The organism is Streptomyces erythrochromogenes, assembly GCF_036170895.1.
In the GTDB taxonomy this organism is placed as follows: Bacteria; Actinomycetota; Actinomycetes; order Streptomycetales; family Streptomycetaceae; genus Streptomyces; species Streptomyces erythrochromogenes.
In genome coordinates this window covers 7,329,946-7,352,264 of record NZ_CP108036.1, presented here as the reverse complement: position 1 = coordinate 7,352,264, position 22,319 = coordinate 7,329,946, and the positions used below count along the sequence as shown (strand labels likewise).

Genomic DNA, 22,319 nt, shown 5'->3' with positions numbered 1-22,319 from the left:
CTCACGGCGCGAGGTCTCGGCGTTGGAGCAGCAGGTGAGCCAGCAGGACGCCCAGCACTCCCGCTCCGACAAGGATCCCGAGCTGGGGCCAGAGCACACCGCCTTCGGCCAGGGCGTCGCCCGGCGCGTAGTAGTGGAACGGGCTCAGGAACCTCAGCTGGGCTGCCGGGGCCCATGCCAGAGCGATGAAGTTGACGGCGAATCCCACGGCTCCGATCGCAATGGTCGCGCCGACCACCTGGGCCCGCCGTCGTCCCGCCGCCGGTACAGGGCGAGCCACAGCAGCGGCCACTGCCGTTTCACGGCTTCTCCCGCACGGCGCCGTTGCGATACAGGTCCATGAAGGCCTCGTCCAGCCCGGCTTCCTCCACCGTGACGTCGGCCACCGGCAGGCCGAGCAGTGTGCGCAGGGCGTCCACCACCTCGCTCGGGGGTACGAGCAGCTCCGCCCGGTCCCCGTGCCAGCGCGGGGTCCAACGCTCTGCGTCGCCCAGTGGCCGTGCTCCCTGCCCGTCCGCGAAGGACAGCCTGATGCGTCGGGCACGGGCCTCGCGCAGGCCGGCGACGCTCTGGACCGTGACCAGTCGTCCGTCCCGGATGATCGCCACCCGCTCGCACGTGCGCTGCACCTCCGGCAGGATGTGGCTGGAGAGCAGCACGGTGCGTCCGTTGGCAGCCGCCTCGCCCAGCAGTGCGAAGAACGTCTCCTGGACCAACGGGTCGAGTCCCTCGGTCGGTTCGTCGAGCACCACCAGATGCGGATCGTGCTGCATCGCCTGCACCAGCCCGAGCTTCTGTTTCATGCCCCGCGAGTAGCCCCCGACGGGGCGGGCGAGGACCTCGCGCGTCAGCCCCAACCTGTCGCACAGCTCACCGCGGCGGGGCACAGGTGCTCCCTGGAGCGCGGACAGCAGATCGAGCGTCTCCGCTCCGGAGAGTTCCGGGTACAGGCGCAGTTCACCCGGCAGGTACCCCAGCTGCGGGGCCACCCGGCGGTGATCCGCGATTGGGTCCAGACCGAGTATTCTCACGCGTCCCTCGCTCGGCCGGAGCAGCCCGGTCAGGCACCGCAGCGTGGTCGTCTTTCCCGCGCCGTTCGGCCCGAGGAAGCCGAACACCTCACCTGGTTCCACAGTGAGGCTCAGGCGGTCGACTCCCATGACCGGCCCGTACCGCTTGGTCAGCCCGGTCAGCTCGATCGCCGGCCCGTCACCCATGGGTCCAGTCTGAGCCCACTGCCGCAGAGCCGCCCTCTCACCCAAGGTCGTAGGCCGTGAGGGGAGCGTGCTGCGGTGCGGCGCCCGCTGCTGCCATGTCTCCGTAGGCAGTGCGCTTGAGCTGTTCCGCCAGGTTCTCCAGTGCCCGGGCGGCCGCGAGTTCGTCGCCGATCTCGGGCACGTCCTTGTCCGTCGGGTTGCAGCGCGCAGTGCCGTGGCCCGTGAGGCGGGTGGTTCCGGTGTCGAGTTCGACGCGGACCTTGGTGGTGTGCTCTTCCTCGAAGAGGTAGAGGTGGGTCTTCCATTCGCTCGTGTGCGACATGGTGTGCCTCCGGTCGGATCAGGAGTAGCGGTGGTGTCGGCGTCGGACCCAGCGCCGGATCTCGTCGGTTCCCCAGACGAGCGGTGGGAAGACGGCGATGAGGAGGACGACGTCGAGCGGGAGGGCGGCGGTGCCGAAGAGGTTCTGGAGCGGCGGCGCGTACACGAGCGCCGCGGTGAAGGCGAGTTCGAAGGCGATGCCGGCCAGCAGTAGCGGGTTGCTGAAGAAGCCGATGTCGCGCAGGGCAGCGTGGTCGGTTCGGGCGGCGATGGCCGTGCCGACCTGGCAGGTGACGATGCCCGCGAAGGTGGCGGTGGTCGCGGTGAGGTAGGCGTGGTGCAGGGAGGCTCCGGGTCCGGTGGGGTCGCCGGGGTGCCAGCCTGCGCGCCACAGAACGTAGAAGAAGGCGGTCATGACGAGGACGGCGGAGACGGTGCCGAGCCAGCCCCAGCTGCGCACGAGCATGTCCTTGTTGATCACGCTCTGGGAACTGGGTCGGGGCGGTCGGGACATGACCCCCGGCTCGGCGCGCTCACGGCCGAGGGCAAGGGCCGGAAGGGTCTCGGTGCCCAGGTCGATGGCGAGGATCTGCAGGACGGTCAGCGGCAGCGGCACGGCCCCGGCGGAGAGGGCGAACACCAGGAAGGGCACGACCTCGGGGGTGAGGTGGGCGAAGATGTAGACGATGAACTTCCGGACGTTGTCGTAGACACGGCGGCCGGACTCGATGGCCGTGACGATGGTGGCGAAGTTGTCGTCGGTCAGGACCATGGTCGACGCCTCGCGGGCGACGTCGGTGCCCGAGAGGCCCATGGCCACACCGATGTGGGCACGGTGCAGGGCCGGGGCGTCGTTCACCCCGTCGCCGGTCATGGCCACGATCTGGCCGTGCGCCCGCAGGGCATCGGCCACTTTCAGCTTGGTCTCGGGCGAGGAGCGGGCGAAGACGATCTCCGTGCCGTCCTGGCGGAGGAGGTGGTCCAGCTCATGGTCGTCGATCGCCTCGGACTGGGCGATGACCTGGAGATTCGATGTACCGATGCCGACGGCGCGGGCCACGGCCGCGGCGGTGGCACCGTTGTCGCCGGTGACGATGTGGACGGTGAGACCCGCCTCGTGGCAGCGCCGGACCGCGGCGGCGACCTCGGGGCGCGGCGGATCGTAGAGGCCGACCAGCCCGAGCAGGTGAAGGTCCCGCTCCACGACCTGTCGCTGCGAAATTGCAGCCGCCGTGTCGGACGGCAGTTCACGTACCGCGACGGCCAGCACGCGCATACCGTCCGCGGCCAGGGTGTCGGCGGCATCCTGGGCCTCCTCGGTCGGCTCTCCTTCGGCCAGGAGCGCCAGGACGGCCTCGGCGGCGCCCTTGACGATCACGCGGAGGCTGCCGGGTCCCCCGTCTTGGACCACAGACATGCGACGCAGGCGCGGGTCGAAGCGGAAGCAGGCTCGGCGGCGGGCATCCCGGTCGGCCGGGTCGAGCGGCGCAGCGTGTTGTGCGGCTCCTTCCACCAGGGCGATCTCGGTCGGGTCGCCGTGCAGCCGGCCGTCCCTCTCGCGGGTGACGGTCGTGCACTGGGCGGCAGCACGGACCAGTTCGGCGGCCTCCGAACCGCTCACCTCCGGGTGGGGCGGAGTCCAGGTGGCGTGCAGGCTCATCCGGTTGCGGGTCAGGGTGCCGGTCTTGTCGGTGCAGATGACGTTGGTGGAGCCGAGGGTCTCCACCGCGCTCAGCCGCTTGACCACCGCGCCCTGCCGGGCGAGGACGCGGACGCCCACGGCGAGGGCGAGGGTGATGGTGGGCAGCAGTCCTTCGGGCACGTTCGCTACGAGCAGGCCGATGGCGAACATGAGCGAGTCGGTCAGCGGCAGGCCGACCGCCACTCCAGTCACGAGGAAGACGGCGCCCATGCCGACCGCGACCGCTGCGATCAGCCAGGCGACCTGCTTGACCTGCGCCTCCAGTGGGCTCGGCTCACGGCGGGTGCGCTGACTGAGAGCGGCGATCCGGCCGAGTTCGGTGTGGTCTCCAGTGGCGAACACGATCGCCTGCGCCTGCCCCTCGGTGGCAGTGGTGCCGCTGAAGACGAGGTTGGGCTCCTGGAGCAGGGAAAGGCCTTCCAGCCCCGGGCCGGCAAGACGCTCGACGGGGGTGGACTCGCCCGTCAGCGTGGAAAGGTCGGCCTCGATTCCTCCCTCGGTCAGGCGGGCGTCGGCGGGTACTCGGTCGCCCTCGTCGAGGGCGATGAGGTCGCCGGGAACCAGCTCCCGCGCCGGGACGCGCTGCACTAGTCCGTCGCGGATCACCCGGGCCTGTGCGGGAAGGAATCGGGCCAGGGTTTCGACGGCCTTCTCGGCCTGTTGTTCCTGGACGAGGGCGAATCCGGCGTTGACGAGGATGACCGCGACGATCGCCCAGCCGAGCACCGTTATGGATGCGGTGAAGGCGAGGGCCGCCGCAGCCCACAGCAGAAGTGCCAGCGGATGGACCAGTTGCCGCAGCAGTTCCCTCAGGACACTTGTCCGGGCAGTGCGGCGGACCTCGTTCGGGCCGTGGACGGCCAGCCGGCGTGCCGCCTCCCGGCTCGACAGGCCCAGAGGGCCGGTGTGCAGCTCGCGACGGAGCAGGGGAAGGGGTTCCAGGGGATCCGGGGCGGTGTCCGGCGTGAGGTCCGGGCCGGCGCCCGTGTCAGTCATCGCCGGCTCCCTGACCGGGGCGAAGGCGGCCGGACCAGAGGGGCTCGATGCTCGCCCACTCGGATTCCCAGGCCCGTGTGCACCGCGCGTCTGCGATTCGCAGGCGCACCACGACGAGGGCGCTGCCTGCGAGCACGATCCCGGCCAGCGCTCCGGCGCCGATTCCGACCGCCTTCAGAGCGATGTCGGCCTGGCCGGGCGGCGCTGTGGCCGCACTGCCGTTCCCGTCGACCCACACCCGGACCGTGTCGCCGTTCCGGGTTCCTGCCGGAACGGGAATGGTCGCCGTGTGCGGGCGCTGAGGGGGGTAGCGCCACGTGGCGGTCGCAACGGTGGCAGGCCGGCTGCTCGGCTGGTCTCCGGCTCGGTAGGTGGTCTCGCTGACCGTGGTGGCCGTCACCGTGTGCCGGTGGCGCGCGATGTCCTCGGCAGCGCGGTTGCCGTCCATCCAGGCGGCTCGTCCGAGGGCGACACCGGCGATGACGGCCAGGAGGCAGGTCAGCACGAAGGCGGCATGCATTCGGGTCCGGGTGCGGTCGGCATCCCGCCTGAGCGGGTTGCCTCCCGTCCCTCGCGTCCGCTGTCGCATGGCACGCCTCCGCGCCGGTGCGTGCCGAGCCGGGCCGTCCCTTCAGGCGGCGACGAGCTCGGCGCTGATGTGGTGGGCCCACTTCTGGATCCGTTCGGGGTTGCGGAAATCACCGCCCTTGCCCTGGCGGGTCAGTGCCTTGGCGAGGAATCCGGGGGTGTGGGCCGTGATGCTGCCGCCGAAGGTCATGTGCTCGCGCGCGCCGACCAGCTGCATCTCCCGGGCGACGGCGGAGACCGGGGGGATGTCGTGTTCCTCGGCCGAGCGGTCGAGGGGGCCGCTGCTGAACATCCAGACCGGGCGGTGCCGAAGGGATTCGGCGTTGCGTTCTGCGCAGTGCTTGGCCTTGCTGCTCCAGTGGCCGGCGTAGAGGGAGCCGCCGAGGACGACGGCGTCGTAGGCGCGGACGTCGTGGACGTCGTCGGCGGGCAGCACGACGGCGTCGAGACCGTCCTCGCGGAGGGTCTTGCCGATCTGTTCGGCTATGCCTGCGGTGGCGCCGTGCTTGGTGCCGTAGGCGACCAGGACGCGCTTGGTGCTCATGGCGGGTGCTCCTTGGTTGCGTGGTGCGGGTCTGATGCCACTGTCACGCGGCCGGTGGCCGCTCCGCTTGGGCCGGACGGATCCTTACAGGGGCCATTCGGTCCTCCCCGTAGCGCTCCGCTTCAGCGGAGGCGGCGGGCTGCTTGACGGCGGCGAAGCTGTCGGGGGCGACGGACCGAGTCGATTCCGGCGCGGGCGAGGAAGGCGGCGTAGGCCGGGTCGTCGCTGGGCCGCTGTCCGCACAGGCCCACCGCACTACCCATGGCCTGGCCTGGACCCGCGGGAGGAGGATCTCGATGAGGCGGGTGACGGCCGGGCCGTTCTCGTCGAAGACGTGGGCGAGGGCTTCCGTGTCCGTCGAGCAGTTCCTCGTAGGCGTCGGCGGTGGTGGCGAAGCCGGGCGGCACACGCAGGCCGGCCGCGGTGAGCTGTCCGGTCAGCTTTCCTGAGGGAGGCGTTCTTGCCGCCGACCCGGCCGATGTCGCTTCGGCCGAGCGCGGTGAACGGTACGACGCGTCGCGTGTGTCCCATGACGTCCTCCGGTGGCTGCAGGTCGGCAGGGATCAGTACGGCAAGGGGCGGCCGAACGGCGTGCGCAGATCCAGCGGGGCGGGCTTGTGGGGCTGCGTGGGCCGGGTCTGGATCCGAATGCGCTGCATCGTGGTCACCCACTTCGGAAGGTGGCGCCGGGGTGGCGTCCGGGTTCCACGATCACGCGGTAGGCCACGGGGACCGAGTGCCGACGGGGCCACTCGCACGGGGCCGAGTGGGCCGCTTCGGCGCGCGCCGATCGGCCCCGGGCCCCGATACCGAGCCGGCGCTCGCAGGAGCAGGCCAGAGGTCCCAGGCGCTGGTGCTGGCGACGTAGCCGGCACTCGCCCCTGGTGTCACGGAAGGCCAGTCTCGCCGAACCTGCGTACACGGGCGCAGGCCGCCACCCGCCGTCACGGCCGGCCATGTTCGCGCCGGGCTCAGGAGGTCACGCTGCAGCCTGAAGCCGTGGCCCACTGCCGTACGCCAGGCGTGCCGGAGGCGGGATCAGTCGGCGGGGATGTGCGCCCGGACGATGGTGATCGGGCACGGCGCATGGAGCGCCGCCTGCTGGCTCACCGAACCGAGCATGGCTCGGCTGAAGCCGCCGCGCCCGCGGCTGCCCACGACCAGCATGGCCGCACCCTCTGCCGCATCCACCAGGACATCGACCGGATTGCCGCGCACCAGACGCTGGTGCACGGAGGAGGCGCCGTCCTCACCGAGAACCGTGTGGACCTCCTCGACCAGACGTCGCTCGGCCTCCTCCTCGTCGAAGTCGGTGTCCACCGCGGGAGCCGACCACGAAGCGGCACCGGGAAGGTCCCATGCCGCGACCGCTTCTACTCGCCCGTTCACCAACCCTGCGTACCGGACCGCCCAGCGCAGTGCGGCCTGGGACGAGGGCGATCCGTCGACGCCCACCACGATCCGCGGAGCCTCATGCTGCCTGTCCATCCCGTTCACCCTTCCAACGGCTGATACATCCACAGTGTGCGCATCGCGATCGCCCCGCCACGCGAGCACGGGGTGGCTACCGGGTCAGCCCTTGGGTAGCCGGAACCACCGCTCCTGGCCTGCGGCAATGCGTTCGTGCCGGTCGCCGGGCAGGACCAGGGGCACCGGGCCCAGGGGCGAGGTGGGCACTCTGATGCCGAACCGTCCGGGCCGGAACCGGATACGGATGTCCCGGTGCCCCAGGTAGGAGATCGAGAACGAGGACCGGGGCACTTCGGAGAGGGGCACCGGGTCGATGTGCAGGCCGTCGTCGTGGGGCTCGAGTCCGACGATGCCGCGCTCGACGAGGTCGAGGGTGCCGCCCATGGCACCGAGGTGGATCCCTTCGCCGGTGGTGCCGCCCTGGACGTCGGTGATGTCACTGAGCAGGGCTTCCTGGCAGTAGCGCCACGCGTCCGGGCCCTGCTCCCGGGCGAGGACCCAGCCGTGGACGAGGCTGCTGAGCGTCGACCCGTGGCAGGTGCGCCGCTGGTAGTGGTCCACCGTTCTGCGCCAGAGGCCGTCGTCGAGGCGGTGTCCGAGCCGAAGGAACAATTGCTCGAGTTCCGTGGGGCGGAAGAGGTAGCCGAGCATGAGGGTGTCGGCCTGCTTGGACGCCTGGTAGCAGTTGGGCGTGTCGCCTTCGGCTTCCAGGATGCGGTCCAGGCGGCGGATGTCGTGGTAGCGGGCGCGGTAGCCTTCCCAGTCGAGCTCGGCGAGGTCCCCGTAGCCGTGGAACTGACTGATCACGTCGCGATGGAACGGCACATACAGGCGGTGCGAGACGTCCTCCCAGGCGGTGAGGTCGTCGGGGCCGATGCCCAGTTGGGTGAGGAGCTCCGCGCGTCGCGCTGCCGGAAGTTCCCCGTACAGGTCGAGTGCGCGGGCAAGTACCCACGCGGCGGTGACGTTGGTGTAAGCGTTGTCGTCGATACCGGGAGCGGCGGCGTCCGGGTAGGCATCGTGATACTCGTCCGGTCCGACGACGCCACGGATCCGGTAGCGGCCGAGGCCGGTGTCCCATGTCGCTGATCCGGCCCAGAAGTGGGCTGCGTGCAGGAGGAGTTCGGCGCCCGGGCCGTGCATGAATCCGGCGTCACCGGTGGCCTGGCCGTACCGCCACACGTTCCAGGCGATGGCCGACCCCACATGGTGCTGGAGGTGCGAGTGGTCGGGCAGCCAGCGGCCGGAGCGCGGATTGAGGTGCAGCCGCTGCGTCTCCTCGCTGCCGGAACTACCACTCTGCCAGGGAAACATGGCTCCCTTCGCCCCAGCCCGACGGGCGGCCTCCAGGGCCGCGGGGAGCCGCCGGTGCCGGTACATCAACAGGGCGCGAGCGGTCTCGGGGAGGTGGAGGGCGAGGTAGGGCAGGACGAACAGCTCGTCCCAGAAGACGTGACCCCGGTACGCCTCGCCGTGAAGGCCCCGGGCGGGGACGCCGGCGTCGAGCTCCGCGGTGTGCGGCGAGAGCGTCTGCAACACGTGGAAGGCGTGCAGCCGCAGGACCTTGCCGGTATCGCCAGGGACCTTCAACTCTCCTTCGCTCCAGAGGCGTTGCCAGGATGCCCGGTGGGAGGCCAGCAGGGAGGGGAAGCCCGGGGCGTGTGTGGCGCAGTCGATGCTCCGCCGCAGCGGATCGGCCGAAGGGCGGTCGAGCGAGGTGCACAGGGCGGCGGTCTTCACGACGGCGACCGGGGCAGCCCGCTTGATCGGCAGGATGAGTGTCTGTGTGGCGGTGGCGGCTGTGCATGCCCGACCTACCGGTGCCACAGGACGTGCTGATGTCCGGACCGCGAGCCCGATCTCTACCCGGGAGGTGGTCGTGGTACAGGACAGCCAGGCGGTGCCCTCCGCCTCCACTCCGGCCCGGTGCTCGACGAGATGCCGCCCGGCCAGGGCGCGGTAGCGGTCGACTCCCGCGTTGGTGACGTCTCCGTCGAGCACGGACTCGATCTCGATCATGCCGCTCCAGCCGTACGCTCTGAACACCGTGTTCTGCGCAGCCAGGTTCGGGTCGCCCATGTGGACGAGGCGGGTGTGGGTGACGCCCAGGCGGCGGCCGTCGGTGTCGTGGAAGAGCATGCGGCGGGTGAGCGTCCCAGCACGGAGGTCCAGCGACACGTGGCTGCGGCGCAGGGTCGGGTGGTCGGGTGTGAGCCAGTCGCCGGGCGGTGCACCCGCGGGCAGGCAGCGGTACCGCAGAGCGGTCCAGTCCGGCAGCCGGACCATGTCCTCGTTGGAGACCGTTCGTCCGCCGACGGTGGAGGCGAGCCGGTTGAAGCAGCCTGCGAGGTAGGTGCCCGGGTAATGGATGTCGTCGGCGATGTTCTCGGGCGCTGAACCGCGCGTGGCGAAGCGGCCGTTGCCCAGGGTGCACAGGGACTCGACCAGCCGCTCGGCCTTGGGGTCGTAGTGGGGGTACTCCCAGCACCAGGCCGTGGTCACGGGCGGTCGCCTTCGAGTGCGGCGGGCAGCCCGCCGAGGTCGGGGAGGACGAGGTGGGCGCCGTGTGCGCGCAGGGCGTCCCTCATGTGCGGGTCGGCTTCGCGGTTGAGTCCCACCACCAACCGGAAACGGCCTTGGTGTCCCGCTTCGACGCCGGCGATTGCGTCCTCTACCACGGCGGTCTGAGCGGGGGTCGCGCCGAGACGGCCGGCAGCTTCGAGGAAGAGGGCAGGGTCGGGTTTGCCCGGAAGGGCAAGTGCGGCCGCGGCCTGGCCGTCCACCAGGGTGTCGAAGTAGCCGATGAGCTCCGCGGACTCCAGGAGGGAGCGGGCGTGCCGCGAAGCCGAGACGGCTGCGCATCGCACCTCCATCTCCCCTAGTCGCTGGAGCGCGGGCCGTACGTCGTCGAAGGTGCGGACGCCGTCGGTCCGCAGCATCGCGGAGAAGACCTCCTCCTTGCGGGCGGCGACCGCGTGAACGGTGGCGCACCCGGGCGGATCCCCGGGCGTTCCTGGCGGGAGGCCGATGTGACGGGCGCCGAGGAAGGCACGCACGCCGTCGAGGCGGGACCTGCCGTCGACCAGGTCCCGGTACTCGCGCACCGCGTCGAACGGACGCGGTCGTACCCCGGCGTACGACGGCTGCCACTCGGGCAGGCAGCCGTCGAAGGTCTCCTTCCATGCGGCCGCGTGGCGGTCCGCCGTGGCGAGGAGCACCCCGTCGGTGTCGAAGACGACCGCGCGCAGGTCGCTCATGAGTCGTGCACCACGCGGCGGCCGGTGATCCGGGCGGGGGTGAGCTTCATCCAGTGGCTGCGCGGACCACCGGCCCATGGTTGTGAGCGGGCCGTGGTGTCGAGGTGGTGGATCTCGTGCGGGTCCGTGACGGACGCCAGTTCACCCACGGCCAGCACGCTCCAACCAGTGGCGGTCACGTCGTCGATGTTGTCGATCTCGAATGCGGCTTCGGTACCCGCCGCTCTGGCCGTGACGGCTTCCGCGGAGGTGCGGAAGGCGATGTCGGGTCCTGCGACGAGGTAGTTGACGGGGAGGACGGCCGGGCCTTCGGGGGTGAAGATGGCGATGCGGCCGACGCCGTGCGTGTTCAGCAGCCGTCGGCATTCGGTCTCCTCCAGCGCTACGATCGTACTGTCGCGCCGGGCGGTGGCTCGGCCGGCGACGCGGTGGGCGCTGGCACCGGTCAGGTCGTCGACGGTGAGGCCGAGGGCATCGGCCACCCGGACCAGGGTGCCGATGGCAGGGCTGGCGGCGTGCTCTTCGAGGTAGGCGATGTACGTGCCGTCGGCGCCGCACCGTCGGCCCAGTTCGTCGCGGCTCAGACCGAGGGCTTCGCGGCGGGCCGCCAGACGGCGGCCCAGGTCGGTGCGTCCGGCCATCCCGCCGGACTGCTGCGGGTGGGTGCTCGGTGTGCTCTTCACGGCACTCACTGCTCCTGGGGCGGTACGGCGAGCGTGTCGTGCTGCGGTCCGCCGAGCACGACCTTGAGGGCGCCGGTTTCACCGGCGCGCGAGAAGACGTCGTACGCCTCTTCCATCTGGTCCAGCTCGAACCGGTGCGTGACCATCGCGGCGCCGGGCAGGCGGCCGGCGGCCATCATGCGCAGCAGCATGGGAGTCGAGTGGGTGTCGACGAGACCGGTGGTGATGGTGACGTCCTTGATCCACAGGTCCTCGAGGTGGAGGACGGCCGGCTTGCCGTGCACGCCGATGTTGGCGACCCGGCCGCCCGGGCGGACTATGCGGGTGCACATCTCGAACGACTCGGGCACACCGACGGCCTCGATGACGACATCCGCGCCGAGCCCGTCCGTGAGGTCCCCCACCAGTTGCTCCGGCTCCTCCTGCGCGCTGACGGTCGCATCGGCCCCGAGGTCCCGTGCGGCTGCCAGGCGGGAAGCCGCGAGGTCGACGGCGATGATCCGGGACGGGCTGTAGAGCTGTGCCGTGGCGATGGCAGCCAGCCCGATGGGTCCGGCACCGACCACGACGACCGTGTCGCCCGGGCGCACATTGCCGTTGAGGACACCCACCTCGTACGAGGTCGGGAAGATGTCCGCGAGCAGGACCGCTTCGTGGCTCGCCAGAGCGCTGGGAAGGGGATGGACGGAGAGGTCGGCGAAGGGAACGCGGACGTACTCGGCCTGGGTGCCGTCGATGGTGTGGCCCAGGACCCAGCCGCCGCCTCCGCGGCACTGGCCATAGCGCCCTTCCCGGCAGAAGCGGCAGCGGCCGCACGCGGAGATGCAGGAGATCAGGACTCGGTCCCCGGGGCGGACGCTGCGGACATCGCCGCCGGTCTCGACGATGGTCCCGACGGCCTCGTGGCCCAGGATCCGGCCGGGAGTCACTTCGGGGACGTCGCCCTTGATGATGTGCAGGTCGGTGCCGCAAATGGTGACGGCGTCGACCCGGACGATCGCGTCGGCGGCGTCCTTGATGGAGGGGTCCGGGACGTCCTGCCAGGAGGTCTGCCCGGGCCCGTGGAAGACGAGAGCCTTCATGGCGCGGCCTTCTCTCTGTGTGCTGTGCGCGAGGGGGTCACCGTCAGGCTGTGCCCGTACCCCTCCGTCCCGCTTGGGCCGGTCGGCCCCCATCCGGGGCCGGTAGGTCCCCAGCGGACAGGGCGCTCCGGTGCGACGGTGGAGACCGGCACCCGTTCCGGAAGGAGGGCTGCTGTCATGTCCCGGCCCGCCCCGTCTCCTGCTTCCGCCCGCCCGGCCCTGCTGAGGTTCCTCGGCGGAGTGCGGACGGTCACCGGCAGCAAGTTCCTGGTCGAGAGCGACCACGCCCGGATCCTCGTCGACTGCGGACTCTTCCAGGGTGTCGCGGACCTGCGCCGTCGCAACTGGGCCAAGCTGCCCTGCGACGCCTCGGACATCCACGCCGTCGTAGTGACCCACGCCCACCTGGACCACTGCGGGTACCTGCCGCGCCTGGTCCGACACGGCTTCCGCGGCCCCATCCTCACCAGCGCCCACACCGCCCGGCTCGCCGAGATCGTGCTCCGCGACAGTGCCCGCCTCCAGATGGAAGCCGCCGAGCACGCCAACCAGCACGGCTGGTCCAAGCACCGCCCCGCCAAGCCGCTCTACGACGATGACGACGTCGACCGGACGATCAAGTTCTTCGACCCGGTACCGGTGGGCAGCGAGATCGAGATCATGGCCGGCACGAAGCTGATGCTGCACCACGGTGGGCACATCCTCGGCTCCGCGTCGGCCCACCTGACCCTGGAGGACGGCCACACCCTCGCCGTGAGCGGCGACCTCGGCCGCCCCGGCCACCCGCTTCTCCTGCCGCCCGAGCCGTTCTCCGGCGCCGACGTCCTCCTGATGGAGTCGACCTACGGCAACCGCCGCCACGACCACGAGAGCGCCCGCCGGGAATTCGCCTCGGTGATCACGCGGACGCTGTCCCGGGGCGGGACCGTGGTCATCCCGGCCTTCGCGATCGACCGCACCGAGGTCGTCCTGCACGAGCTGGCCACCCTGCGCGGCGACGGCACCCTGCCCCGCCACGTACCCGTCTACGTCGACAGCCCCATGGCCCTCGCCTCCCTCGACGTCTACCGCGACGCCGTACGGGCCCACTCCCCCGAGCTGCGCCCCGAGATCCTCGCCCAAGGCGAGGCGGCGATCAACCCGGAGCCGTTCCTGGCCGCCCGTACTGTCCAGGAGTCGATCGACATCAACAACGCCACCGGGCCGGCGATCATCGTCTCCTCCGCCGGGATGGCCACCGGCGGCCGCGTCCTGCACCACCTCCACCGGACCCTGCCCGACCCCCGCAACGCCGTGGTCATCGTCGGCTTCGCCGCCGCCGGCACCCGCTCGCGCGACCTCGTGGACGGCGCCCGCACGCTCAAGATGTTCGGCGAGTACGTCCCCGTACGCGCCGAGGTCGCCGACGTACCGCACTTCTCCGCGCACGCCGACGCAGGCCAGATCATCGACTGGCTGCGCACCGCCCCCGCCCCGCACACCACCTATCTCGTCCACGGCGAGGAGACCGCCTCCGAGACCCTGCGGGACCGCATCGACCACGAACTGGGATGGACGGCCGTCGTACCCAAGTCCGGGGAGGCCGTCCTGGTCCGCTGACCGGGGCCGGACGGTCCCCTCGGTGTGCACCGCGCGGCCCTCCCGGACGTGGTGGCCCAACGAGCAGGGTGGATGCGAAGGGTTGGAGGCACTCCATGAGCACCATGCACACCGTCCTCGAAGCGATGGCACCGGAAGCCCGCGAAGCCCTGCTCGCCCACTCCCACCAGATGACTCCCGGCCGGCACCCGCATCTTCAACGAACGCCGGCGGGCCGGTCCCTCCCTACATCCGGCACCTCGGCGCCACCGCCACCCGCGAGGTGCGCGCCCTGGAATTCGACGCAGCGGCCGTACGCCGGCTGTGCAACGAGGACTCGGCCGTCGGTCGCTCCGTCGCCGTCGCCGTCGCCGTGGGCGCGGTCATCGCCGACCGGCTCGACCCCGCCCGCACCCGGCTCCTCGACCTGTTCCCCCCTCACGGCAGCGGCACCCCGCTCGCCTACGCACGCTGAGGACCCCGCCATGACTTCCACCCCGTACACCGTCGCCGACGTCATGACCACCAAGGTCATCGCCGTCACCCCCTCGACCGGCTTCAAGGACATCGCGACCGCGATGGAACGGTGGAAGGTGACCGCCCTACCCGTCATCGAGGGCGAAGGCCGCGTCGTCGGCGTGGTCTCCGAGGCCGATCTCCTACCCAAGGAGGAGTTCCACGAGCACCGCCCGGGCCTGATCGAGCAGATGCGCCGCCTCGGCGACACCGCCAAGGCGGGCTCCACCCGCGCCGAGAGCATGATGACCACCCCGGCGGTCACGATCCGCCCCGACGCCACCCTGCCTCAAGCCGCCCGCCTCATGGCCGACCGGCACATCAAGCGCCTCCCGGTCGTCGACGCCGACGGCACCCTCAAGGGCATCGTCAGCCGCGCCGACCTCCTCAAGGTCTTCCTCCGCACCGACGAGGAACTCGCCACCGAGATCCGCCGCACCGTCGTCGACCGCCTCTTCCCCCTCTCCCACGAGGCGGTCAAGGTCACCGTGGCCCAAGGGATCGCCACCCTGACCGGCGAGGTCCGCGACGGCGCCCTGATCCCCCTGGCCGAACGCCTCACCCACTCCGTCGAGGGCATCGTCGACGTCAACTGCCGACTGGATGCACCGGCCGAGGCCTGAAGTCCGACCGCGGAGCCGTGCCGGGATCCGACGCTACTGCTCCCAGATCCGGCGAGGACCTGCCCGACGTCAGACAGCAGCGGCACTCACTCTCCCCCGGCCGGCGACCGTTTCGACGCGCGCCCAGGCGCGGTACGCACGCTGCAACGCGCCGACACACGGACCGCCGAAGCGTCGTGGGTTCAGGCTGCTGAACCGGGTCCGGTGACGGCTGTCATGTGCCAACTGTCGTTGTGAGGCACGCGACCTCAGCGGCGGACGCGCGGCATGCCCAGGCCGATCCAGGAGATGATCTCGCGCTGGATCTCGTTGTTGCCGCCGCCGAAGGTGAAGATGACCGCGCTGCGGTAGCCGCGTTCGAGCTCGCCGTGGAGGACCGAGCCGGCCGAGCCGTCCTTGAGGGGGCCGGCCGCGCCGACGATCTCCATCAGCCAGGCGTACGCGTCGCGGCGCGCCTCGGAGCCGTACACCTTGACCGCGGAGGCGTCCTGGGGGGTGAGGGTGCCGGACTCGACCGCGTTCACCATCTGCCAGTTGAGCAGCTTCATCGCGTCGAGGCGGGCGTGGGTGCGGGCGAGCCGTCCGCGGACCCAGGACAGGTCGATGACCCGGCGGCCGTCGGCGAGCTTCGTCGACGCGGCCCAGCGCTGGACGTCGTGGAGGGCCCTGATGGCCATCGTGCCGTGTGCGGCCAGGGTGACGCGCTCGTGGTTGAGCTGGTTGGTGATCAGGCGCCAGCCCTTGTTCTCCTGGCCGACGCGGCGGGTGGCGGGGACGCGGATGTCCTCGTAGTAGCTGGCCGTGGTGTCGTGGGAGGCCAGGGTGTTGATCAGGGTGCAGGAGTAGCCGGGGTCCGAGGTCGGGACGAGGAGCATGGTGATGCCCTTGTGCGCGGGGGCGTCCGGGTCGGTACGCACGGCGAGCCAGACCCAGTCGGCGGTGTCGCCGTTGGTGGTCCAGATCTTCTGGCCGTTGACGACGTAGGTGCCGGTCTCCTCGTCGCCCTCGCGGACGGCCTTGCACTTGAGCGCGGCGAGGTCGGTGCCGGCGTCGGGCTCGCTGTAGCCGATGGCGAAGTCGATCTCCCCGGCGAGGATCCTGGGCAGGAAGTAGGCCTTCTGCTCGTCGGTGCCGAACTGCATGATGGTCGGGCCGACCGTGTTGAGCGCCATCAGGGGAAGCGGTACGACGGCCTGCGCGGCCTCGTCGAAGAAGATGAACTGGTCCATCGGTGTCATCCCGCGGCCGCCGTACTCCTTCGGCCAGCCGACGCCGAGCCAGCCGTCGGCGCCGAGCCGGCGGATGGTCTCGCGGTAGAACCGCTTCTGGGCTGCCGGGTCCTCGTAGCGGGCGTAGACGTCCTCCGGGACCAGCTCGGCGAAGTAGGCGCGCAGCTCGGTGCGCAACTGCTGCTGCTCAGGCGTGTATTCGAGGTGCACGGCCCCTCCGGGAGTCTCGCGGTCCAGCCGCTTCGCCGTGGTGGCGTGTTGGCGTGATGGCGTGATGGCGGCGGTCAGATTAGAACCTGTTGCAAGAATTCGGAAGGACCCGCGTGGCGGCCGTTCGGCGCCGCCGTCCATACTCTCGGCCATGACGACCCCACGGAGCAGAGCGGAATTCTTCGTCGACCCCGAGCGCGAGCACCGCTTCGGCGGCCCCGCGACCGGAGGGGAACGGCCCATGCTGGCCGCCTTCCTGGCGGACCACCGGGCGACACTGGAGCTGAAGTGCGCCGGACTGGAGGCCGAGTTGGCGCGGCGGTCGGTGGAGCCGTCCACGCTGTCCCTGCTCGGGCTGGTCCGGCACATGGCGGATGTGGAGCGCCGCTGGTTCCGGAAGGTCCTGGCCGGTCAGGACGCCCCGCCCCGCTTCTCCTCGCAGGACGATCCCGACGGCGACTTCGACGGGGCACTGCCCGACGATCCCGCCGCCGTCGAGGAGGCCTGGGAAGCCTGGCGCCACGAAGTGGCCTTCGCCGAACGCTTCGTCGCCGAGGCGCCCGACCTCGACGTCGAGGCCGACGACGCGTGGCGGGGCCGGGTGTCCCTGCGCTGGGTCCTGATCCACATGGTCGAGGAGTACGCCCGGCACAACGGCCACGCCGACCTGCTCCGGGAGCGGATCGACGGGGCCGTGGGCATCTGACCCCGGCAACCGCCCGTCAGGGTTCAGGGGTTCAGGGGCTCAGGTGTAGAGGTACAGGAGGTCGAAGCGGACGAGGTCCCGGGCCGTGTCGAAGAGGTACTCCCCCGACGGACGCCCCTCCGCCCCCTCGTGGTTGGCGTACGCGTCGAACCGGCGGCTGTGCTGCCAGGTCGCACCGGCCGGCGCGTACGGGACCAGCTCGGCGGGCAGCGCGGACGGCGCGGCCGCGGGCGCGAAGGCGTACTCCGCCTTGCCCGTGACCGCCGCCGCCCCGCCGGCCGTCAGGCGGGCGACGCCGACCAGGCGGATCCGCGAGTCGGGGCTCGGGACGGTCCGGCTCTCGGCGGAACCGGGCTTCTCGTCGATGTCGTAGCCGAGCCAGTGCGCCTCGCCCAGCGTCCCCACGTACGGGCCGAAGCGCGCGTTCAGGGGTTCCAGGTCGGTGCGCACCCGTGGCCCGGGCCGGGCCGGCCCGGGCCACACGGCGTAGGCCGTACCCGCGCCCGCGGTCAGCAGCGGGATCGCGGCGATCAGCAGGAAGCGCCTGCGGTCGGTGCGTCCCCGCTGTGCGTCCACGGCCGTCCCCCGATGTCCTTCAGTTCAGGGCGCCGATCATAGCCGCGGCCGTCGCCGTCATCGCCGCACGGGCCGCCGTCAGGTACGGCCGGGGGTCAGCCGGGGTCAGGTGGGTGCGGATGGCCTCCGTCATGGCCAGATTCAGCGCGGTACCGATGTTGACCTTGCGGATCCCTCCGGCGACGGCCGCCGCGAGCTCGGAGTCCGGCAGTCCGGACGAGCCGTGCAGGACGAGCGGTACCTCCACGGTCTTGGCCAGCCTGGCCAACAGGGCGTGGTCGAGGGCCGCGGTCCGGCTGGTCATCGCGTGGCTGCTGCCGATGGCGACGGCCAGTGCGTCGACCCCGGAGTCGGCGACGAACCGCCGCGCCTCGTCGGGGTCCGTACGGGCGCCGGGCGCGTGCGGGTCCAGCGGTGCGACGCCGTTCTTGCCGCCGACCTCGCCGAGTTCGGCCTCGATCCACAGCCCGTTGGCGTGCGCCCAGTCGGCGGCCGAGCGGGTGGCCTCCAGGTTCTCGGCGTACGGGAGCTGCGCGGCGTCGTACATCACCGAGCTGTATCCCGCGTCGCACGCCTGCCGCAGCAGCTCGGGGCTCTTGACGTGGTCGAGGTGCAGGCCGACCGGGACCGCGGCGGCCTCCGCGCAGGCTGCGGCGGCCCGGGAGATCGGCAGCAGGCGTCCGTCGCGGAACTTCACGGCGTTCTCGCTCAGTTGCAGGATGACCGGCAGCCCTGCCGCCTCGGCGCCGGCGACGACGGCTTCGGCGTGCTCCAGCGTGATGATGTTGAAGGCGGCGACGGCGCGGCCCGCACCGGCCGCCTCCCGGACGAGCGCGCCCGCGCAGACGAGGGTCATCGGACCGCCTCCTCGCCGGTGGTGAGGATCACCGAGCGGGTCAGGTTGCGCGGCGCGTCGGGGTCCAGCCCGCGCCGGGCGGCGACGGCGAGGGCGAGGCGGTGCACGCGGACGAGTTCGGCGAGCGGGTCGAGCCGCCCTGCCACCCATTGGCCGCCGGTCCGGCGGACCTGTTCGGCGAGCCCGTCGGGGGCCTCGTCGAGCGACCAGGTGACGGTGCCGGGCCCGGAGATGCTGACCGGCCCGTGCCGGTACTCCATCGCCGGATAGGACTCGGCCCAGGAGAGCGAGGCCTCGCGCATCTTCAGGGCCGCCTCGTGGGCGAGCCCGACGCTCCAGCCGCGGCCGAGGAAGGTGAACTGCCCCTGGTCGTCGAGCTCCGCAGGGAGCGGCTCGTCGAGGGCGGTGCGGGCGTCGGCGACGGCCGCGGGGCCGTGCAGCCCGACGTGCGCCCGCAGCAGGGTCAGGGCGGTGGTCGCGAAGCGGGTCTGCACGACGGACTGTTCGTCGGCGAAGTCGAGGACGACGAGCTCGTCCGCCACCGCCATCACCGGAGTCGCCGGATCCCCGATGACGGCGGTCGTGGGCACGCCCGCGTCGCGCAGTGCGGCCAGCAGGTCCAGCACCTCGGTGGTGGTCCCGGAGCGGGTGAGCGCGACGACCCGGTCGTAGCGGCGGTGGCGCGGGAACTCCGAGGCGGGGAAGGCGTCGGTCTCCCCCTGCCCCGCCTCCTCGCGCAACACGGCGGCCGCCTGGGCCATGTAGTACGAGGTGCCGCACCCGACGATCGCGGTACGCTCCCCCGGCTGCGGCAGCACCGCCCGCCGGGCCGGGGCCAGTTCGGCGGCCCGCTCCCAGCATGCGGGCTGCGTGCCCAACTCGTACGCGACGTGACTCATACAGGCTCCCTCGTGCGACAGACGGGTCTGAATGCGTTTTCCTGCAAGGTAGCGGGCACTTTCACGCAACTTCAAGCAACCACGGGGTGTTCTGCTGGGTTAGTGTCGCCGGGTAGCCCGACGACAGGCCACGGGACGGGCGCGGAACGAGCACGGGAGGGGGCGGCCGATGACCCGCAAGGAGCGCTGGCAGACACTGCTGGACCTGCTGGTGGAACGGGGCGAACTGGAGGTGGAACCGGCCGCCGAGACCCTCGGGGTGTCCGCCGCGACCATCCGCCGCGACCTCGACCAGCTCGCCGAGCAGCAGCTGCTGGTGCGCACGCGCGGCGGGGCGGTGCTGCACGGCGTCAGTTACGAACTCCCGCTGCGGTACCGGACATCGCGGCGCGCCGCCGAGAAGAGCCGCATCAGCGAGGCCGTCGCGGCGCTGGTCGCCCCGGGCGAGGTGATCGGCCTGACGGGCGGCACCACGACCACGGAGGTGGCGCGGGCCCTGGCCGGGCGCCCGGACCTGGCCCAGGGCTCGCCCGCGCTCACCGTGGTCACCAACGCCCTCAACATCGCGGGCGAACTGGTGATCCGGCCGCAGTTCAAGATCGTGCTGACGGGCGGCGTGGCGCGCCCCCAGTCGTACGAACTGACGGGCCCGCTCGCCGAGCAGGTCCTCGGGCAGCTCGCGGTGGACACGGCGGTGCTCGGCGTGGACGGTTTCGACCCGCAGGACGGTGCGGCGACCCGGCACGAGGACGAGGCCTCGGTCAACCGCCTCCTGTGCGAACGCGCCCGCCGGGTGGTGGTGGCGGCGGACTCCAGCAAGCTGGGCGTCCGCGCCTTCGCCCGCATCTGCGCGACCTCTGCCGTGGACGTCCTGGTGACGGACACGGGCCTCGCCCCGGCGGTGGCCCGGTCCTTCACCGCGGCGGGGGTCGAGGTGGTCACCGTCTGAGCGGCGGGCGGGCCGCAGGCGACACCACCCGGCACGATGACGCCGGCCCTCCCGTCGGCGGGGCGACGACGCCGGCCGCCGCCGGCACAGGCCCGCTCAGTGGGTCGGCAGGCGCTCCGATTCGCGGACCAGGGCCGCCAGGACGGGGGCGATCAGCGGGTGGGTCTCGGCCCCGCGGCGGGTGGCCGCGAAGACCCGTCGGGTGGCGGCCGGTCCGGCGACCGGGCGGACCTGGACCTCCTTGAGGTCCATGCCCCGCAGCGCCGAGCGCGGCACGAGGGCCACCCCGGCCCCGGCTCCGACCAGCGCCGTCACGGCGCGGAAGTCGTCGGAGGAGTGCGCGAACCGCGGCTGGAAGCCGGCCAGTTCGCAGGCGAGCAGGGTCACGTCGTGGCACGGGTTGCCGGGGTACTGGCCCACCCAGTCCGAATCGGACAGGTCCGCAAGCGACACCGCCGGCAGGTCGGCCAGCGGGTGCCCCGAGGGCAGCACCGCATCGAAGGGCTCCGCGTACAGCGGGAGGACGGAGAGCCTGCCGTCGTCGGCGCCCGGCGCGCCCCGGTACTCGACCGCGAGCGCGAGGTCCGCCTCGCCGTCCAGGAGCAGCGGCAGGCTCTGGTCGCCCTCCGCGTCGCGCACCCGCAGCCTGATCCCCGGCCGCTCCAGCGCGAGCCGGGCGATCGCCGGGGCGAGCACCTCCGCGATGCCCGTGGCGAAGGCGGCCACCGTGACCTCGCCGGCCGCGCCGCCCGCGTACGCGGCGAGTTCGGCCTCCGCCCGCTCCAGCTGGGCCAGCACCTCGTGGGCGTGGCCGAGCAGGATCTCCCCCGCCGCGGTCAGACGTACGCCCCGGCCGCTGCGGGTGAGCAGCGCGTGGCCCGTCTCCTGTTCCAGCGCCGCGAGCTGCTGGGAGACGGCCGAGGGGGTGAGGTACAGGGCTGCGGCCGCGGCGGTCACCGTACGGTGGTCCGCCACGGCCCGCAGGATGCGCAGCCGGCGGGGGTCGATCACCCCACCATTGTCTCAGGATGCGGAGGTCACTCAGGCCCCAGCGGTCCCCAGCGCCGCACGGGCGTCGATGAAGGCGGCCACCGCGCGCTCCACGTCGGCCGTGGAGTGGGCCGCCGAGAGCTGGACGCGGATGCGGGCCGCGCCCATCGGCACCACCGGGTAGGAGAAGCCGATCACGTAGACCCCGCGCTCCAGGAGCAGCTCGGCCATGCGGCCGGCCTCCGCCGCGTCGCCGATCATCACGGGGGCGATGGCGTGGTCGCCGGGCAGGATCTCGAAGCCTGCCTCGGTCATCTTGGTGCGGAAGAGCGCGGTGTTCGCGGCGAGGCGTTCGCGCAGGTCGCCGGCCGACTCCAGCAGGTCGAGGACCTTGAGGGAGGCCGCCGCGATGACCGGGGCGAGGGAGTTGGAGAAGAGGTACGGGCGCGAGCGCTGGCGCAGCAGCTCGACGATCTCGGCGCGCGCGGCGACGTAGCCGCCGGAGGCACCTCCGAGGGCCTTGCCGAGGGTGCCGGTGATGATGTCGACGCGGTCCATGACGCCGTGCAGTTCGGGGGTGCCGCGGCCGCCGGGGCCGACGAAGCCGACCGCGTGGGAGTCGTCGACCATGACCATGGCGCCGTAGCGCTCGGCCAGGTCGCAGATCTCCTGGAGCGGGGCGACGTAGCCGTCCATGGAGAAGACGCCGTCGGTGACGATCAGCTTGCGGCGGGCGCCGCCCTCGGTGGCCTCCTTCAGGCGGGTCTCCAGCTCGGCCATGTCGCGGTTGGCGTAGCGGAAGCGGCGGGCCTTGGAGAGGCGGATGCCGTCGATGATGGAGGCGTGGTTGAGGGCGTCGGAGATGACCGCGTCCTCGGCGCCGAGGATGGTCTCGAAGACGCCGCCGTTGGCGTCGAAGCAGGAGGAGTAGAGGATCGTGTCCTCCTGGCCGAGGAAGGCCGAGAGGCGCGCCTCCAGCTCCTTGTGCACCTCCTGGGTGCCGCAGATGAAGCGGACGGAGGCCATGCCGTAGCCCCAGCGGTCCAGGGCGTCCTTCGCGGCGGCGACGACCTCGGGGTGGTCGGCCAGCCCCAGGTAGTTGTTGGCGCAGAAGTTGAGGACCTCGCCCGCGGTACCGCCCGAGGTGACGGCGACGGCCGCGTTCTGCGGGGTGCCGATGACGCGCTCGGGCTTGTGCAGACCGGCGGAGCGGATCTCGTCGAGGGTGGTGCGGAGGTCGTCGCGGACGGTCTCGAACATGCTGCGTTTCTCCTTGTGCGGCGGAGGTGGCCGGGCCCCGCGGAGGGGGGAGGGTGTGCGGGGCCCG

Annotated in this window: 23 protein-coding genes; 6 read left to right on the top strand and 17 right to left on the bottom strand. The window is 71.9% G+C overall.

Annotated elements, in window-relative coordinates; all coding sequences use genetic code 11:
- Position 1: 1 nt before the first annotated feature.
- The 6 genes from OHA91_RS33610 to OHA91_RS33585 form a co-directional block, all read right to left on the bottom strand.
- Complete coding sequence (locus OHA91_RS33610) at positions 2–208, bottom strand: hypothetical protein (protein WP_328740598.1); 207 nt, start codon at positions 206–208, stop codon at positions 2–4.
- Positions 209–299: 91 nt separating this feature from the next.
- Entirely contained in the window at positions 300–1,217 is a 918-nt protein-coding gene (locus tag OHA91_RS33605; RefSeq protein WP_328740597.1) for an ABC transporter ATP-binding protein, read from the bottom strand.
- Positions 1,218–1,254: 37 nt separating this feature from the next.
- Positions 1,255–1,539 carry a DUF1876 domain-containing protein gene (locus tag OHA91_RS33600; protein WP_099894143.1) on the bottom strand — a complete coding sequence of 95 codons (285 nt, stop codon included), beginning with the start codon at positions 1,537–1,539 and terminating at the stop codon, positions 1,255–1,257.
- Between the two features lie 18 nt (positions 1,540–1,557).
- Complete coding sequence (locus OHA91_RS33595; RefSeq protein ID WP_328740596.1) at positions 1,558–4,236, bottom strand: cation-translocating P-type ATPase; 2,679 nt, start codon at positions 4,234–4,236, stop codon at positions 1,558–1,560.
- Entirely contained in the window at positions 4,229–4,756 is a 528-nt protein-coding gene (locus OHA91_RS33590) for an Rv1733c family protein (protein ID WP_328740595.1), read from the bottom strand. The genes OHA91_RS33595 and OHA91_RS33590 overlap by 8 nt, the downstream gene beginning before the upstream one ends.
- A gap of 111 nt (positions 4,757–4,867) precedes the next feature.
- Positions 4,868–5,368, bottom strand: a complete 501-nt coding sequence (locus OHA91_RS33585; RefSeq protein WP_030758212.1) for a flavodoxin domain-containing protein — start codon at positions 5,366–5,368, stop codon at positions 4,868–4,870.
- 296 nt (positions 5,369–5,664) lie between these two features.
- On the opposite strand from OHA91_RS33585, the gene OHA91_RS33580 reads away from it, so the two are divergent.
- Positions 5,665–5,817 (top strand): hypothetical protein, encoded by a 153-nt coding sequence (locus OHA91_RS33580; protein WP_266503865.1) that lies wholly within the window; start codon positions 5,665–5,667, stop codon positions 5,815–5,817.
- A gap of 589 nt (positions 5,818–6,406) precedes the next feature.
- Here the strand turns inward: OHA91_RS33580 and OHA91_RS33575 are convergent.
- From OHA91_RS33575 to OHA91_RS33555, 5 genes are all read right to left on the bottom strand, one after another.
- Entirely contained in the window at positions 6,407–6,856 is a 450-nt protein-coding gene (locus OHA91_RS33575) for a universal stress protein (protein ID WP_328740594.1), read from the bottom strand.
- A gap of 84 nt (positions 6,857–6,940) precedes the next feature.
- Entirely contained in the window at positions 6,941–9,340 is a 2,400-nt protein-coding gene (locus OHA91_RS33570; RefSeq protein ID WP_328740593.1) for a glycoside hydrolase family 65 protein, read from the bottom strand.
- Entirely contained in the window at positions 9,337–10,095 is a 759-nt protein-coding gene (locus OHA91_RS33565; RefSeq protein ID WP_266503857.1) for an HAD family hydrolase, read from the bottom strand. The genes OHA91_RS33570 and OHA91_RS33565 overlap by 4 nt, the downstream gene beginning before the upstream one ends.
- Positions 10,092–10,778 carry a helix-turn-helix domain-containing protein gene (locus OHA91_RS33560; protein ID WP_031157019.1) on the bottom strand — a complete coding sequence of 229 codons (687 nt, stop codon included), beginning with the start codon at positions 10,776–10,778 and terminating at the stop codon, positions 10,092–10,094. Before OHA91_RS33560 ends, OHA91_RS33565 begins: the two co-directional genes overlap by 4 nt.
- A 5-nt stretch (positions 10,779–10,783) precedes the next feature.
- Entirely contained in the window at positions 10,784–11,860 is a 1,077-nt protein-coding gene (locus tag OHA91_RS33555) for a zinc-dependent alcohol dehydrogenase family protein (RefSeq protein WP_328740592.1), read from the bottom strand.
- Between the two features lie 177 nt (positions 11,861–12,037).
- Between OHA91_RS33555 and OHA91_RS33550 the strand changes: the two genes are divergently transcribed.
- The 3 genes from OHA91_RS33550 to OHA91_RS33540 all read left to right on the top strand — a co-directional run bounded on the left by OHA91_RS33550 (position 12,038) and on the right by OHA91_RS33540 (position 14,577).
- Entirely contained in the window at positions 12,038–13,459 is a 1,422-nt protein-coding gene (locus tag OHA91_RS33550; protein WP_328740591.1) for an MBL fold metallo-hydrolase, read from the top strand.
- 262 nt (positions 13,460–13,721) lie between these two features.
- A complete protein-coding gene (locus OHA91_RS33545) occupies positions 13,722–13,913 on the top strand; it encodes a hypothetical protein (protein ID WP_308289089.1) in 192 nt (63 codons plus the stop codon).
- A gap of 10 nt (positions 13,914–13,923) precedes the next feature.
- Positions 13,924–14,577, top strand: coding sequence for a CBS domain-containing protein (locus OHA91_RS33540; RefSeq protein WP_031157009.1), 654 nt, complete (start codon positions 13,924–13,926; stop codon positions 14,575–14,577).
- Between the two features lie 248 nt (positions 14,578–14,825).
- Here OHA91_RS33540 and OHA91_RS33535 read toward each other — a convergent pair whose 3' ends face one another.
- On the bottom strand, positions 14,826–16,016 hold the full coding sequence (locus tag OHA91_RS33535; protein ID WP_031157006.1) for an acyl-CoA dehydrogenase family protein: 1,191 nt from the start codon (positions 16,014–16,016) through the stop codon (positions 14,826–14,828).
- 151 nt (positions 16,017–16,167) lie between these two features.
- On the opposite strand from OHA91_RS33535, the gene OHA91_RS33530 reads away from it, so the two are divergent.
- Positions 16,168–16,722 (top strand): DinB family protein, encoded by a 555-nt coding sequence (locus tag OHA91_RS33530; protein WP_031157004.1) that lies wholly within the window; start codon positions 16,168–16,170, stop codon positions 16,720–16,722.
- Positions 16,723–16,761: 39 nt separating this feature from the next.
- On the opposite strand, the gene OHA91_RS33525 is transcribed toward OHA91_RS33530, so the two are convergent.
- Genes OHA91_RS33525 through OHA91_RS33515 form a run of 3 tightly spaced genes read right to left on the bottom strand, consistent with a single transcriptional unit; the run spans position 16,762 to position 19,053 of the window.
- The gene (locus OHA91_RS33525; protein WP_031157002.1) at positions 16,762–17,298 is read right to left on the bottom strand and encodes a hypothetical protein; all 537 of its coding nucleotides are present in this window, start codon (positions 17,296–17,298) and stop codon (positions 16,762–16,764) included.
- 19 nt (positions 17,299–17,317) lie between these two features.
- A complete protein-coding gene (locus OHA91_RS33520; protein ID WP_031156999.1) occupies positions 17,318–18,154 on the bottom strand; it encodes a class II fructose-bisphosphate aldolase in 837 nt (278 codons plus the stop codon).
- Entirely contained in the window at positions 18,151–19,053 is a 903-nt protein-coding gene (locus OHA91_RS33515) for an SIS domain-containing protein (protein ID WP_266503845.1), read from the bottom strand. The genes OHA91_RS33520 and OHA91_RS33515 overlap by 4 nt, the downstream gene beginning before the upstream one ends.
- Before the next feature lie 169 nt (positions 19,054–19,222).
- Between OHA91_RS33515 and OHA91_RS33510 the strand changes: the two genes are divergently transcribed.
- Positions 19,223–20,002, top strand: a complete 780-nt coding sequence (locus OHA91_RS33510) for a DeoR/GlpR family DNA-binding transcription regulator (protein WP_031156994.1) — start codon at positions 19,223–19,225, stop codon at positions 20,000–20,002.
- 96 nt (positions 20,003–20,098) lie between these two features.
- Here OHA91_RS33510 and OHA91_RS33505 read toward each other — a convergent pair whose 3' ends face one another.
- Positions 20,099–21,013, bottom strand: coding sequence for a LysR family transcriptional regulator (locus tag OHA91_RS33505; protein WP_031156992.1), 915 nt, complete (start codon positions 21,011–21,013; stop codon positions 20,099–20,101).
- A 30-nt stretch (positions 21,014–21,043) separates the two neighbouring features.
- Positions 21,044–22,252: a glycine C-acetyltransferase gene (locus OHA91_RS33500; RefSeq protein WP_328740590.1), complete on the bottom strand. Its 1,209-nt coding sequence runs from the start codon at positions 22,250–22,252 to the stop codon at positions 21,044–21,046.
- Positions 22,253–22,319 lie beyond the last annotated feature (67 nt).

Coding starts and splice junctions, on each gene's coding strand:
- OHA91_RS33605 (WP_328740597.1), bottom strand. CDS start 1,217: ATGGGTGACGGGCCGGCGATCGAGCTGACCGGGCTGACCAAGCGGTAC.
- OHA91_RS33600 (WP_099894143.1), bottom strand. CDS start 1,539: ATGTCGCACACGAGCGAATGGAAGACCCACCTCTACCTCTTCGAGGAA.
- OHA91_RS33595 (WP_328740596.1), bottom strand. CDS start 4,236: ATGACTGACACGGGCGCCGGCCCGGACCTCACGCCGGACACCGCCCCG.
- OHA91_RS33590 (WP_328740595.1), bottom strand. CDS start 4,756: ATGCATGCCGCCTTCGTGCTGACCTGCCTCCTGGCCGTCATCGCCGGT.
- OHA91_RS33585 (WP_030758212.1), bottom strand. CDS start 5,368: ATGAGCACCAAGCGCGTCCTGGTCGCCTACGGCACCAAGCACGGCGCC.
- OHA91_RS33580 (WP_266503865.1), top strand. CDS start 5,665: ATGAGGCGGGTGACGGCCGGGCCGTTCTCGTCGAAGACGTGGGCGAGG.
- OHA91_RS33575 (WP_328740594.1), bottom strand. CDS start 6,856: ATGGACAGGCAGCATGAGGCTCCGCGGATCGTGGTGGGCGTCGACGGA.
- OHA91_RS33565 (WP_266503857.1), bottom strand. CDS start 10,095: ATGAGCGACCTGCGCGCGGTCGTCTTCGACACCGACGGGGTGCTCCTC.
- OHA91_RS33555 (WP_328740592.1), bottom strand. CDS start 11,860: ATGAAGGCTCTCGTCTTCCACGGGCCCGGGCAGACCTCCTGGCAGGAC.
- OHA91_RS33550 (WP_328740591.1), top strand. CDS start 12,038: ATGTCCCGGCCCGCCCCGTCTCCTGCTTCCGCCCGCCCGGCCCTGCTG.
- OHA91_RS33540 (WP_031157009.1), top strand. CDS start 13,924: ATGACTTCCACCCCGTACACCGTCGCCGACGTCATGACCACCAAGGTC.
- OHA91_RS33530 (WP_031157004.1), top strand. CDS start 16,168: ATGACGACCCCACGGAGCAGAGCGGAATTCTTCGTCGACCCCGAGCGC.
- OHA91_RS33520 (WP_031156999.1), bottom strand. CDS start 18,154: ATGACCCTCGTCTGCGCGGGCGCGCTCGTCCGGGAGGCGGCCGGTGCG.
- OHA91_RS33515 (WP_266503845.1), bottom strand. CDS start 19,053: ATGAGTCACGTCGCGTACGAGTTGGGCACGCAGCCCGCATGCTGGGAG.
- OHA91_RS33510 (WP_031156994.1), top strand. CDS start 19,223: ATGACCCGCAAGGAGCGCTGGCAGACACTGCTGGACCTGCTGGTGGAA.
- OHA91_RS33500 (WP_328740590.1), bottom strand. CDS start 22,252: ATGTTCGAGACCGTCCGCGACGACCTCCGCACCACCCTCGACGAGATC.